Here is a 12,167-nt window from a genome sequence, read left to right on the forward strand (position 1 = left end):
CAGATCCGGACGACGGGCCCTACAGGCGGTGGTGCACCGTCGATCCGTGCCGGTCCTTGACCACTTCGAGGCGGGCGGGGATACGGCGGCGCAGATCGGCCACATGGCTGACGATGCCGACGCTGCGGTCCCTCTCCCGCAGCGAGTCCAGCACGTCGAGCACCTCGTCCAGGGTCTGGTCGTCCAGGCTGCCGAACCCCTCGTCGATGAAGAGGGTGTCCAGGCGTACGCCCCCCGCCTCCTCGGTGACGACATCGGCGAGACCGAGCGCCAGGGCCAGCGAGGCGAAGAACGTCTCGCCGCCGGAGAGGGTCGACGTGTCCCGTTCGCTGCCCGTCCAGGCGTCCACGACATGGAGTCCGAGCCCGGCCCGGCGGCCGCCCGTGCGGGCGTCGGAGTGGACGAGGGTGTAGCGGCCGGAGGACATCCGCTGCAGCCGGGCAGTGGCGGCGGCCGCCACTTGTTCGAGGCGGGCGGCGAGGACGTACGCCTCCAGGCGCATCTTGCGTTCGTTGTCGGCGGAGGTCCCCGCGGTCAGCCCCGCGAGCCGGGCGACCCGCTCGTACTCCTGGCGCACCGGTCCCAGCCGCCGTACCTCCTGGGCCGTCCGCTCCGAGAGACGGTCGAGTTCGGCACAGCGGTCGCGGGCCGCCGCGAGCGCCGAGGCGGCCTCGCGCAGAAGCCATTCCGCCGCCCCATGTGCACTTTCGGCCGCTGCCGGCCGTGCGGGGGGCTGCTCGGCGGCTTCGCGCGCGTCCCGTTCGGCACGGCGGTCGGCGACCGCCGCTGCCTCCGCCTGCCAGGCGTCGACGCGGTGCTGGAGGTCGCGCTGTGCGGCGGCGCCGAGGAGCGTCGCGGCGGCGGCCTGCGGGGTGTCGAACCCGGCCTTGAAGGCCGCGTCGGAGAGCCGGTCGTCGGCCTCCTTGCGCCGCTGGGCCGCGTCCTGTTCCGCGCGTACGGCCTCGGCGGCGTCGGCGAGGCGCGCGACCCGGCGGGTCAGCCGCTCCGCCTGCGCGGCGACGGACGCCGACTCGCCCCGGGCGGCGGCGAGCCGGTCCTCCAGGGCGGCCTGCTCCCGGTCGAGTGCCTCGCGCTGGGAGGTACGGGCGGCGGCCCTGTTCGCGGCCTCCTGCCGCTGCTCCACCCGCCCGAGGTGCTCCCGCTCGGCGGCGGCGAGGGCCTCGCGCGCGGCGTGCGTTCCCGCGGCGAGGCGGTGGGCCCCGGCGTGTTCGGCGGTCAACCGGTCGACGAGGGAGCGGAGTTCGGCGACAGTGGGGGCCGCGGAGTCGTCGCCCAGGGCTTCGGCGTGCGCCGCCGTGTGCCGTTCGCGTACGAGTCCGAGCGCCTGCTCCGCGCTGGTGCGGGCTCCCTCGGCGCGCCGGTGGGCGGCGAGGGCCCTTTCCTCCGTGGCCCGGTCGACATGGCCGTCGCCGGGGCTGGCGGGGGCCGGGTGTTCGGCGGCGCCGCAGACCGTGCACGGCTCGCCCTCCACGAGGCCCGCGGCCAGTTCCGCCGCGATGTCGCGGAGACGGCGTTCGCGCAGCCCGAGCCAGGATTCGTGCGCGTCCAGGGCCTGTTCACGCGCGGTGGCGACCGCCTGCCGGGCGTCCTGTACGTCGGCGGCGAGCGTGTCGCGGCGACGCGCCGCGTCGAGTCGGCGGCGGGCCGGGGCGAGCAGTCCGGCGAGCTGTTCGGCGCGGGTGGCGGCCTCCTGGGCGGTCTCGATGCGCTGCTGGAGCTCCGCGCGGGTGGCGTCCCAGCCTGCCAGCCAGGCGTCGGCCTCCCGGACGATCTCGTCGTCGGCGCGGGCCTCCCGGTTCAGCCGCCCCCGCTCCTCGTCGATCCGCGCACTGCGCGCCTCGTCCTGGCGGGCCGCTTCGAGTCCGCCGAGCTCCTGCCGGAACCGGCGTTCCAGCTCGGCGAGTTGGTCGGCGCCCGCATCGACCAGGTCGGAGGAGAGCAGCGCCCGGGCCCGGTCGAGAGCGTCGCTCGCCGCCCGGTACGCCCGCTCGGCCTCCTCCCGCAACTCCAGGGCCGGCGCGACCCGGTCCGCCCTGCGGGCACGCTCCAACTGCTCCTGGCAGCTGTCGTGTTCGGGTCGCCGCTCCTCCAGCGCCTCGGCGCGCCGCCGGGTCTCCTCGTACCGCTGCTGGAGGCGGGCCAGTTCGCGTTCGGCGTCCAGTGCCCGGCGGGCGGCCAGTTGGCGGCCTTCCGCCTCGGACAGCACGGCGCGGGCGATGCCGAGCTGTTCGCGGGCCGTGGAGCGGGCGATCGCGGCCCACTCCAGTACGGCTTCGGCGAGGCCGGGTTCGCCCGGCCGGACGGCGGGCGGCGCCGCCTCGGCCGCCGCGGGTCCACCCGCCTGGGCGATGCGCTGGGCGAGGGCGAGGATCTGCTCGTCCCCCGCCTTCACCCGGGCTTCGGCGCCCCGGCGCAGTTCGGCGAGGCGTTCCTCCACCGCGGCGAAGCGGCGGGTGTCGAAGAGCTTGCCGAGGAGTTTGCCGCGGGCCTCGGCGTCGGAGCGCAGGAAGCGGGCGAAGTCGCCCTGGGGCAACAGCACGACCTGGCAGAACTGGTCCCGGCTCATGCCGATCAGCTGGGCCAGCTCCTCGCCGATCTCCTGGTGCGACTTGCTCAGGGCCTGCCAGCCGCGCTCGGAGTCGTAGGCGCGCAGCCGGCTCTGGGCCTTCTCCAGGGTGAAACCGTCACCCCGCTTCTTGGGGCGCGGCTGGGCGGGGCTGCGGGTGACTTCGAGGCGGCGGCCGCCGACCGTCAGCTCCAGCTGGACCTCGGTGGGCAGGCCGGCGGGGGCGTGGTCGCTGCGGAGGGTGGCGCCGGGGCTCTGGCGGGCGCCGGGGACGGCCCCGTACAGGGCGAAGCAGACGGCGTCCAGGACGGATGTCTTCCCGGCGCCCGTCGGGCCGTGGAGCAGGAAGAGGCCGGCCGAGGAGAGCGCGTCGAAGTCTACTTCCTGGGTGGTGCCGAACGGGCCGAAGGCGGTGAGGGTGAGGCGGTGCAGTCTCAACGGGACACCTCGCGCACGCTCTCGTCGACCCGTACGTCGTCGAACGCGGCCCGCAACACACTGCGTTCCGGGTCGCTCGGTCCGCTGCCACCGCGCACATGGGCCACGAAGTCCTCCGCGATCTGGTGGTCGTCGCGGCCCTTGAGGCGCTGGGCGTAGGAGGCGAGCGGGTCGTCCGGAGGGCGCTCGGGGTCGAAGACGAGGTTCAGGGTGTGCGGGAAGCGGGCGCTGAGGCGGGCCATGGGATCGGCGGGGCGGACCGGGTCGGTGAGGGTGGCCTCGACCCAGGCGTGTTCGTGGCGGTCGAGGGCCGGGTCCGTCAGCAGGGTTTCCAGGCGGCCCCGGAGCCGGGCGAGGGGGCGTTCGACGGGGCAGTCGATCCGTTCCTCGGCGGTGATGTTCCCGCTGCCGTCCAGGTCGATCAGCCACATGGTCTTGCGGTGGTCGGCCTCGGAGAAGGAGTAGGCGAGCGGGGAGCCGGAGTAGCGGACGCGGCTCGTGACCCGCTGCGAGCCGTGGAGGTGGCCGAGGGCCACGTAGTCGACGCCGTCGAAGACCCCGGCCGGGACGGCGGCGACCCCGCCGACGGTGATGTCGCGTTCGCTGTCGCTGGGCTCGCCGCCCGCCACGAAGGCGTGTGCGAGGACGACGGACCGGGTTCCGGCGGGGCGCGTGGCGAGGTCGGCGCGGACCCGGTCCATGGCGGCGGTGAGGACCGCCTCGTGTCCGGCTCTGGCGGCGCGGAGGGTGTCCTTCACGAGGGCGGGTTCCAGGTAGGGGAGGCCGTAGAGGGCGACATCGCCGTGGTCGTCGGCGAGGACGACGGGGGTGGCGCAGCTCTCGGGGTCGGTCCGCAGGTGGATCCCGGCCCGGTCGAAGAGCCCGGCGCCGACACCGAGCCGGCGGGCCGAGTCGTGGTTCCCGGAGATCATGACAGTGGGGACGCCGGCGGCGGCGAGCCGGTGCAGCGCCCGGTCGAAGAGCTCGACGGCGGTGAGCGGCGGGACGGCCCGGTCGTAGACGTCGCCGGAGACGAGGACCACGTCCACCTCCTGGGCCTGGGCGGTGGCCACCAGGTGGTCCAGGAAGGCGGCCTGGGCATCGAGCAGGGGCACCCGGTGGAAGGACCGGCCCAGGTGCCAGTCCGAGGTGTGCAGCATCCTCACGCGATCGCTCCGCCGGTTGTGCGCTGCATGTACGTCGTCCTCCACCCCTGGCCGCGCGGGGACGTCCCGTGATCCCGCCGTCGGCACCGACCACGCTAACGCCGCCGGGCCGCCGATCCCGCATCGATCAAGGATTTGCCCGGCGTGGGATTGCCCTCACGCCGCTCCACCGAGCCCCTCGCACGCCCCCGGGGACGGTCGGCTCACACGTCCCCGTACGCCTCGCCGCCCAGCTCCAGCGTGGCCGCACCGGCGGTCGCGTCGGCCAGCCAGGCGGTGAAGGCGGCGACATCGGCGTCCGGCAGCCCGATCTCGATGGTCACGGCCTCGGCGTACCGCACCTCCCGCACATCCCGCCCGGTGGCCCGCAGGTCGTTCTCCAGCTTGCCCGCCCGCTGGTGGTCGACGCGGATCGTGGCCAGCCGGAAGCGCTGCCGGGTGAGGGTGCCGAGTGCGTCGAGGGCCTCGCCGACCACTCCCCCGTACGCCCGGATCAGTCCGCCGGCTCCGAGCTTGACCCCGCCGTAGTAGCGGGTGACGACCGCCGCGACGTACCGCACCTCGCGGCGCAGCAGCATCTGGAGCATGGGTACGCCGGCGGTGCCGCCGGGCTCGCCGTCGTCGCTGGCCTTCTGTACGGAGGCGTCGGCGCCGATCACGTACGCGAAGCAGTTGTGGGTGGCGGTGGGGTGCTCCTTGCGGACGCGTGCGACGAAGTCCTGCGCCTCCTGTTCGGTGGCGGCGGGGGCGAGGGAGCAGAGGAAGCGCGATCGGTTGATCTCGCTCTCGTGCACACCCGCGCGGGCGACGGTCCGGTACTGCTCCTGCATCCGTCCACCCTATGCGCCAAGGTGGCAGCGGGTTCCGGCGGGAATGACGGGGCCGGGACCAGCGGTTGTCCCGGCATGGACAACGAGACAGAGACGATCCGGCGGATTCTTCAGGACTCGGGCGACACCTGGGCCGTGGTGGGCCTCTCCAACAACCGCTCCCGTGCCGCCTTCGGGGTGGCGCAGGTCCTCCAGCGCTTCGGCAAGCGGGTGGTGCCCGTGCATCCGAAGGCCGAGACGGTGCACGGGGAGCAGGGGTACGCCTCGCTGGCGGAGATCCCGTTCCCGGTGGACGTGGTGGACGTGTTCGTGAACAGCGAGCTGGCGGGGCCGGTCGCCGACGAGGCGGTGGCCGCGGGGGCGAAGGCGGTGTGGTTCCAGCTCGACGTGATCGATGTGGGGGCGTACGAGCGGACGCGTGCGGCGGGGCTGGACATGGTGATGGACCGGTGCCCGGCGATCGAGATCCCGAAGCTGCCTCCGCGGGGCTGAGACCGGGGGTGTGGGGGGCGCCCGGGGAGGGGAATGATCCCGGCCGTGAGCGACCCCCTGTACGGTGAGCGGACGAGCGGGGCACGGCTGCCCGTGCGGGACGACGGCGGCCGTGCGGCCGCGTCCCTGCCAGCCCCCGACGACGGTGAGCGGCTGGCCGGTGCGCTGTCCGCGCTCGGTGTGCGGCCCGGCGATGTGCTGCTGGTGCATGGCTCCCTGCGGTCGGTGGGGCCCGTCGCCGGCGGGCCCGGCGCCGTGCTGGCGGCCCTGCGCCGGGCGGTGGGGCGGGAGGGGACCGTGGTGGTCCCCTCGTTCACCCCGGAGAACTCGGACACCTCGCCGCACTACCGCGCCCGGGTGCGGGGCCTGGACGCCGGGGCGCGCGAGGCGGTCCGCTCGTCGATGCCACCGTTCGACCCGGCGCTCACCCCCGCGCCCTCGATGGGTGCCCTGGCGGAGACCGTGCGGACGGCGGTGGGGGCGCGGCGCAGCGGCCATCCGCAGACCTCCTTCGCCGCGCTCGGCCCCCGCGCCGCCGAGCTGCTCGCCGGGCACCGGCCCGACTGCCACCTCGGCGAGGACTCCCCGCTGGCCAGGCTGTACGAGGCCGATGCCGGGATCCTCCTGCTCGGCACCGGCTTCGACACCTGCACCGCGTTCCACCTGGGCGAGTACCGCAGGCCCGGCCCCCCGCTCCGCCGCTACCGGTGCGTGGTGGCCCCGCGGGGCGTGCGGCAGTGGTGGGAGTACGAGGATGTCGCCCTGGACGACGGCGACTTCGCGGCCCTGGGCGCCGCCTTCGAGGAGTCCGCCGGGCCCGGTGACGTCACGACGGCTCCGATCGGGTCCGCACCGTGCAGGCTCGTCCGGCTGCGGGCGGCCGTCGACTTCGCCACCGAGTGGCTGACGGACCACCGGCAGAGCGGCAGTTGAGAGGAGCGGCCACTCGAACACGCGCTCTGTCGCGGGTCCTGCGGAGTCCCTAGAGTGACGCTGCTCGCACGGCGGCCGACGGGGGGTCCGAAGCGTGAACACATCGCAGCGGGTGGTGCGGAGAAATCGTGTCCTGTCCGGCCTGCTGACCTGGCTCGTCCATCTGTCCCTGCTGCTGCTCGCCTACAGCGTGTGGCGCGAGAACGCCCCGGACACGCTCACGGACTCCTGGCCCTGGAAGCTCCAGCTGCTGGACGTCCAGTCCGCCACCACGGCGGCGGTCGGCAGTCTGGGCGCCTCGCTGGCCAGGGCGCAGTACGCGCGGGCGGTCCGCCCCGCGCTCGGCTACTTCGGCCAGGTGAAGGAGGGCATGGCCCCCGACGACCGGCTCGCCTGGGTGTGCAGCGTCCTCAACGCCGCCCAGGACGTGGCCGTCGTCGAACAGCTCGGCTACCGGGTCGTCCTCGCCGGGGACGAGGGCGCGGCGGACGACGAGGCGGGCTGGGTGCGCCGGGACGAGGCCCAGCGGATGATCGAGGAGCGGGGGCCGGTCGACCGGGCGGACTTCGCGCTCCACTTCATAGGGGTCGGCAGGCCCCTCCCGGCCCAGGGGATGATGCTGATCGGCTGGTTCACCGAGGCGGCGATGGCCCAGGTCCGCGACGTCCATGTGCGGTTACGGGTCACGGACCGGGTGGGCGACACCCACGAGCGCATCATCGACGTGCTGAAGGGCGCCGACCGGTCACCGCGACGCGCCGACCCGCCCCTGTTGTGACGGGTGTGCCGTCAGACCCCCAGGCCCTCCACGACCACCGCGCCCGGGAGCGCGGCGAGCGCTTTGCCGGGCACGATGAGCTTGCCCCGGCGGCTGCCGCTGCCGATCAGGACCCACTCCTCGTCCACGACCGCGGGGTCCAGCAGGAGGGGCCAGTGGGCGGGCAGGCCGATCGGGGTGATGCCGCCGTACTCCATGCCGGTCTCGCCGACCGCCGTGTCCATCGCGGCGAAGGACGCCTTGCGGGCGCCGAGGTGCTTGCGCACCGCGCCGTTGACGTCGACCCGGGTGCGGGAGAGCACCACGCACGCGGCGAGGGTGGTCTCCCCGCCGCGCTTGCCCGCCACGACGACGCAGTTGGCCGAGGTGTCCAGCAGGTCCGCCCCGTGGTGCTGGACGAAGACCGCGGTGTCGGCCACGGCCGGGTCCGTGTCGACGTGGATGATCCGGTCGGCGGTGACATCGCCCCACCCGGCGGCCAGGGCCGCTGCGACGGGGGCGGGGAGCAGGCGGAGCCGTTCCGAGGCGGGGGAGGCGTCCTCGAAGGTGCCGATGGGTGCGCGCATACGGCCACGCTAACAGCGTCCGGCGGGCGGCCGGTTGGCCGTCCCACCGCAGGTGCCGCCGCTACCGGGCCCCCTGCCCGGCGGGACGCCCTTACCGAGCCCCCGGCTCCTGGTCCAGGTCGGCCAGAGCGAGGAGCTGCTCGGGCGTGACGCCCTTCGGGATCGGCACGGGGGCCGGCGTGCGCAGGGGCGGCTGCCAGCCCTTCTCCGGGTCCCAGCTCCGTACGACACGGGCCGGGGCCCCCGCGACCACCGCGTGGTCGGGGACCTCGCCCCGTACGACCGCGCCCGCGGCGACCACCACATTGCGGCCGAGCCGGGCGCCGGGCAGGATCACCGCGCCGGTGCCGATCCAGCAGCCGGGGCCGATCTCGACGGGTTCCATGCGGGGCCACTGCTTGCCCACGGGCTCGTGCGGGTCGTCGTAGCTGTGGTTCGTCGAGGTGATGTAGACGTACGGACCGCAGTACGTGTCCGAGCCGATGCTCACCGTCGTGTCGGCGATGACATGGCTGCCGCGCCCCAGGACCACCCCGTCGCCCAGGGTGAGGATCGGCTCGGGCCCCAGGTCCAGGTCGGGCATCATCCCGGCCGTCAGCGTCACCTGCTCGCCGATGATGCAGTGCCCGCCGAGCTCGATCCACGGCTCCCCGAAGACGGTGCCCTGCGGAAAGGCGAGCCGGGTGCCCTCCCCGATCGCGCCGAAGCGCAGCCGTCCCGGGTGCTCGGCGGTGACGGCACCCGCCTCCTGCGCCCACGCCCAGCCGCGGTGGACCACCCAGGAGGCGGCGCGGCGGCTTCGGCGGGCGAGGAAGGAGAACGTGTTTCGGTTCTTCGGCACGGGCTCACCGTAGTCGGCGCGGCAGGCGGCGATCCGTGCCGTGACCTGTGATGTTCACCCCACCCCCAGGCGTACGCGGGGAGCCGTCGCCTACCGTGTGGGTCGGCCCGATCCCGATCGAAGGCCCCAGGAGCAGCACACCGGACCACCGAGGAGCAGGCCATGGCGGAAGCGGCATTGATCACGGGCATGGGCGGCAAGGAGCCGGACATCGACGCGGACGCGTTCGTGGCCCCGACCTCCGTGGTGATCGGGGAGGTGACGCTGGCGGCCGGTTCCAGCGTCTGGTACCAGGCGGTGCTGCGCGCCGACTGCGGCCCGATCACGCTCGGCCCCGACAGCAACATCCAGGACAACTGCAGCGTCCACACCGACCCCGGCTTCCCGCTCACGGTGGGCGCGCGCGTCTCGGTCGGCCACAACGCGGTGCTGCACGGCTGTGTCATCGAGGACGACGTCCTGGTGGGGATGGGCGCCACGGTCCTCAACGGTGCGCACATCGGCGCCGGCTCCCTGGTGGCGGCCCAGGCGCTCGTACCGCAGGGGATGCAGGTTCCGCCGGGGTCGCTGGTCGCGGGCGTGCCCGCCAAGGTGAAGCGGCCGCTGACGGCGGAGGAGCTGGAGGGCATCCGGTTCAACGCGGCCGGTTACGTGGAGCTGGCCAAGGCCCACCGCGCGGCGCACGAGGACTGAGACGCGCCGGCACACTCGGTCCCGCACACCCTGCGCCACACGCTCCACCCGGACGCGCGCAGCGGCCCCTGCCCCGCCCCGGACATACCGGGGCCGCCGCGCCCTCCCCGGCCGGAGGGTGCGGCGGCCCCGGGAACATGGGCCCGCGGGCGTCAGCTGTTGGGGCGCAGGGTCCACACGACGGTCATCTCGCCGGTGACCGCTCCGTCCGCGCGCCGGATCTCGATGGCGACGGGGAACTCGGGGCGCTCCCCCGCGTCGAGCTGGGCCACGACTTCGGCGATCGGACGGCCGAGGGTGGCGGTCGCGGTGACCTCGCCCATGGCGAGCTTCTTGTAGCCGATCTCGGCCTTGACGGCGAGCGGCACGGCCCGCGACATCTGGTCGCCGAAGGCGGCGATGACGATGGCGCCGCTGGCGGACTCGGCGAGCGTGAACATCGCTCCGGCGTGCGGTCCGCCGACGTGGTTGTGGTACTCCGCCTGGTCCGGCAGCCGGACGACGGCGCGCTCGGCGGTGGTCTCCAGGAATTCGAGGTTGAGGGTCCGGGCCATCGGAACCGTCGCGACGAGCATCTCGCCGACGGTCATCTGTTCAGCGCTCATGGACCGTAGGTTACTCACGAGTAGCCAGGTTTGGCCATCCCTCTGTGACAGCACCGGGACAGCCTTGGGACAGGGGCGGCCGTAGCAGTGGACACGCCACCCAACTATGGTTACGAGCCATGTGGCCAGGACAGCAGCCGCCCGGGGGCGAGCAGAACCCGCAGGACCCGAATCAGAACCCGTACCAGCAGCCGGGGTACCAGCAGCCGAATCCCTATCAGCAACCGGGATATCCGCAGCAGGGGCAGCAGCCGGGGCAGCCCGGGGCGCCCGGGTACCTGCCGGGCCAGCCCGGTCAGCCGGGACAGCCGGGCTATGGGCAGCCGGGTTACGGACAGCAGCCCGGGTACGGGCAGCCCAACCCGTACCAGCAGCCGACCGTCCCGCAGTACGCGGTCCCGGGTCCGCCCGGCGGGCCCAAGCCGGACGGCGACAAGAAGAAGACGACCGTCATCGCCATCGTCGCGGCGACCGCTGTCGTCGTGGCCGCCGTCGTCACCGGCGTCATCGTGATGAACAAGGACGACGAAGGCGGCTCGACCGTCGCCGACGACAAGAAGTCCGCCTCCCCGAGCGCGAAGCCGAGCGCGTCGGACAGTGCGGGCTCCGCACCGGTGGAGAACCCGCGCGGCGCCGACAGCGACCCCAAGCCCCTCATCCCGGGCTGGAAGGTCGTCACCAACCCGAAGTGGGGCACGCAGTTCGACGTCCCCGGTGACTGGGAGGTCTCCAGCTCGGGTGTGTTCGCCGGCTTCGAGGACGCCAAGGAGCCCACGGGCGCGCCCGTCGCCGGTTTCTCGGCGCCCGCCTACTACAAGAGCAAGTGGTGCGTCGACGACTCCGACAAGGACGGCTCCGAGGAGGAGACCGAGCTGGCCGGTGTCGGCACGAAGGGCGCACGCGGGGCGAAGAACTCCGACGAGGCGGCGCGCAACGAGGCGGGCACCTGGGTGTGGGCGGCGTACGCCCAGACCGATTCGAAGGACAAGGTCAAGGTCGCCCCGGCCAAGCCGTTCACCACGAAGTCGGGTCTCTCCGGCAGCGTCGTGACCGCCACCGCGACCGGTCTGGCCAAGAAGGAGAAGTGCGACACCGACGGCAAGTCGATCGCCTTCTCGTTCAAGAACGGCAATGACGAGTTCTCGACCTGGGTCCTCTACGGCCCCAAGGGCGTCGAGGGCGAGCTGCCGGACACCACCATCCAGCAGATCCTGAGCACGGTCCGCCTCTCCGCCGACAAGCCGACCGGCTGACACGGCCGACGCCCCTGGCACTGGCACTGCTGACGCCCGCTCTCCGCCCCGGGAACGCTGTCCCCCGGGGCCGGAGAGCGGGCGTCCGTACGTCGTGGCCACCTCAGCCGATGGTGAAGGCGCCGTCCGGCGGCTCGGGCGAGGCGACGGCGTCCGCGTCCGGCACCGGGCGGGCCCGGCCGATGAACCGGACCAGCGCCTCACCGTGGGTGACCCGCGCCGGAAAGGCGTCGGCGGCACAGCGGCGGGTGAGCGGCGCCGTGTCGATCGGGGCGTGCGAGGCGAGCAGGACGACGTTGCCGAACCGCCTGCCGCGCAGCACCGCGGGTTCACCGATCAGCGCCAGTTCGGCGAAGACGGCCGCGAAGTTGGCCAGTTGGGACCGGAGGAACGCGAACGGCGCGCTGTCCGCCAGGTTGGCGGCGTAGATCCCGTCGGGGCGCAGCACCCGCCCGGCGGCCCGCGCGTACTCCACCGATGTGAGGTGGGCCGGGACCCGGGAGCCGCCGAAGACGTCGGCGACGACGAGGTCGGCGGACGCGGGCGGGGCCGCTTCCAGCCGGGCCCGGGCGTCGGCGGCGTGCACGGTGATGCCGCAGCCGTCGGGCAGCGGCAGATGCTCCCGGACCATCCGCAGCAGCGCCCGGTCCGCCTCGACGACGTCCTGGCGTGAGCCGGGGCGGGTCCCGGCGACGTACCGGGGCAGGGTCAGCGCCCCGCCGCCGAGGTGCAGGACGTCCAGCGGGGCGTCCTCGGGCGTCGCGCAGTCCACGACATGCGCGAGGCGCCGTACGTACTCGAACTCCAGGTACGAGGGGTCGTCGAGGTCGACGTAGGACTGGGGCGCGTCATCGACCGTGAGCAGCCACGCCCGGTCGCGGTCCACATCGGGCAGCAGCCGGGCGGTGCCGTGGTCGACCTCGCGGATGACGGGTATCGGCTCGTTCACCCCTCCATTGTCGCGCGGCCTCCCTGCCCGCCGCCC

12 protein-coding genes are annotated in these 12,167 nt (G+C 74.0%); 5 read left to right on the forward strand and 7 right to left on the reverse strand.

The window, feature by feature from the left end; translation table 11 throughout:
• Window positions 1–19: 19 nt before the first annotated feature.
• From IE264_RS24270 to IE264_RS24280, 3 genes are all read right to left on the reverse strand, one after another.
• Window positions 20–3,025, reverse strand: a complete 3,006-nt coding sequence (locus tag IE264_RS24270) for an AAA family ATPase (protein ID WP_032755295.1) — start codon at window positions 3,023–3,025, stop codon at window positions 20–22.
• On the reverse strand, window positions 3,022–4,191 hold the full coding sequence (locus IE264_RS24275; RefSeq protein ID WP_032755292.1) for an exonuclease SbcCD subunit D: 1,170 nt from the start codon (window positions 4,189–4,191) through the stop codon (window positions 3,022–3,024). The genes IE264_RS24270 and IE264_RS24275 overlap by 4 nt, the downstream gene beginning before the upstream one ends.
• A 203-nt stretch (window positions 4,192–4,394) precedes the next feature.
• On the reverse strand, window positions 4,395–5,021 hold the full coding sequence (locus tag IE264_RS24280) for a YigZ family protein (RefSeq protein WP_032755290.1): 627 nt from the start codon (window positions 5,019–5,021) through the stop codon (window positions 4,395–4,397).
• Between the two features lie 75 nt (window positions 5,022–5,096).
• Between IE264_RS24280 and IE264_RS24285 the strand changes: the two genes are divergently transcribed.
• From IE264_RS24285 to IE264_RS24295, 3 genes are all read left to right on the forward strand, one after another.
• Window positions 5,097–5,513: a CoA-binding protein gene (locus tag IE264_RS24285; protein WP_032755287.1), complete on the forward strand. Its 417-nt coding sequence runs from the start codon at window positions 5,097–5,099 to the stop codon at window positions 5,511–5,513.
• 33 nt (window positions 5,514–5,546) lie between these two features.
• Window positions 5,547–6,446 (forward strand): AAC(3) family N-acetyltransferase, encoded by a 900-nt coding sequence (locus tag IE264_RS24290; protein WP_229887722.1) that lies wholly within the window; start codon window positions 5,547–5,549, stop codon window positions 6,444–6,446.
• A gap of 94 nt (window positions 6,447–6,540) precedes the next feature.
• The gene (locus IE264_RS24295; RefSeq protein WP_032755285.1) at window positions 6,541–7,224 is read left to right on the forward strand and encodes a hypothetical protein; all 684 of its coding nucleotides are present in this window, start codon (window positions 6,541–6,543) and stop codon (window positions 7,222–7,224) included.
• 11 nt (window positions 7,225–7,235) lie between these two features.
• Here IE264_RS24295 and IE264_RS24300 read toward each other — a convergent pair whose 3' ends face one another.
• The gene (locus IE264_RS24300) at window positions 7,236–7,790 is read right to left on the reverse strand and encodes a YbaK/EbsC family protein (protein WP_032755282.1); all 555 of its coding nucleotides are present in this window, start codon (window positions 7,788–7,790) and stop codon (window positions 7,236–7,238) included.
• A gap of 91 nt (window positions 7,791–7,881) precedes the next feature.
• Complete coding sequence (locus IE264_RS24305) at window positions 7,882–8,631, reverse strand: acyltransferase (protein ID WP_032755280.1); 750 nt, start codon at window positions 8,629–8,631, stop codon at window positions 7,882–7,884.
• Between the two features lie 162 nt (window positions 8,632–8,793).
• Here IE264_RS24305 and IE264_RS24310 point away from each other — a divergent pair, with 162 nt between their 5' ends.
• Complete coding sequence (locus tag IE264_RS24310) at window positions 8,794–9,324, forward strand: gamma carbonic anhydrase family protein (protein WP_015607209.1); 531 nt, start codon at window positions 8,794–8,796, stop codon at window positions 9,322–9,324.
• Between the two features lie 152 nt (window positions 9,325–9,476).
• On the opposite strand, the gene IE264_RS24315 is transcribed toward IE264_RS24310, so the two are convergent.
• Window positions 9,477–9,914 (reverse strand): DUF4442 domain-containing protein, encoded by a 438-nt coding sequence (locus IE264_RS24315; RefSeq protein WP_031121754.1) that lies wholly within the window; start codon window positions 9,912–9,914, stop codon window positions 9,477–9,479.
• 134 nt (window positions 9,915–10,048) lie between these two features.
• Between IE264_RS24315 and IE264_RS24320 the strand changes: the two genes are divergently transcribed.
• Window positions 10,049–11,182: a DUF8017 domain-containing protein gene (locus tag IE264_RS24320; RefSeq protein WP_032755276.1), complete on the forward strand. Its 1,134-nt coding sequence runs from the start codon at window positions 10,049–10,051 to the stop codon at window positions 11,180–11,182.
• A gap of 103 nt (window positions 11,183–11,285) precedes the next feature.
• Here the strand turns inward: IE264_RS24320 and IE264_RS24325 are convergent, their stop codons facing one another.
• Entirely contained in the window at window positions 11,286–12,131 is an 846-nt protein-coding gene (locus IE264_RS24325; RefSeq protein ID WP_032755273.1) for a spermidine synthase, read from the reverse strand.
• Window positions 12,132–12,167 lie beyond the last annotated feature (36 nt).

Source organism: Streptomyces microflavus, from assembly GCF_014650075.1.
GTDB classification, from domain to species: domain Bacteria; phylum Actinomycetota; class Actinomycetes; order Streptomycetales; family Streptomycetaceae; genus Streptomyces; species Streptomyces microflavus.

Bases quoted from the DNA above. Each gene is read 5' to 3' on its own strand.
- IE264_RS24320 (WP_032755276.1), top strand. From the start codon at position 10,049: ATGTGGCCAGGACAGCAGCCGCCCGGGGGCGAGCAGAACCCGCAGGAC.
- IE264_RS24290 (WP_229887722.1), top strand. From the start codon at position 5,547: ATGATCCCGGCCGTGAGCGACCCCCTGTACGGTGAGCGGACGAGCGGG.
- IE264_RS24310 (WP_015607209.1), top strand. From the start codon at position 8,794: ATGGCGGAAGCGGCATTGATCACGGGCATGGGCGGCAAGGAGCCGGAC.
- IE264_RS24315 (WP_031121754.1), bottom strand. From the start codon at position 9,914: ATGACCGTCGGCGAGATGCTCGTCGCGACGGTTCCGATGGCCCGGACC.
- IE264_RS24285 (WP_032755287.1), top strand. From the start codon at position 5,097: ATGGACAACGAGACAGAGACGATCCGGCGGATTCTTCAGGACTCGGGC.
- IE264_RS24300 (WP_032755282.1), bottom strand. From the start codon at position 7,790: ATGCGCGCACCCATCGGCACCTTCGAGGACGCCTCCCCCGCCTCGGAA.
- IE264_RS24280 (WP_032755290.1), bottom strand. From the start codon at position 5,021: ATGCAGGAGCAGTACCGGACCGTCGCCCGCGCGGGTGTGCACGAGAGC.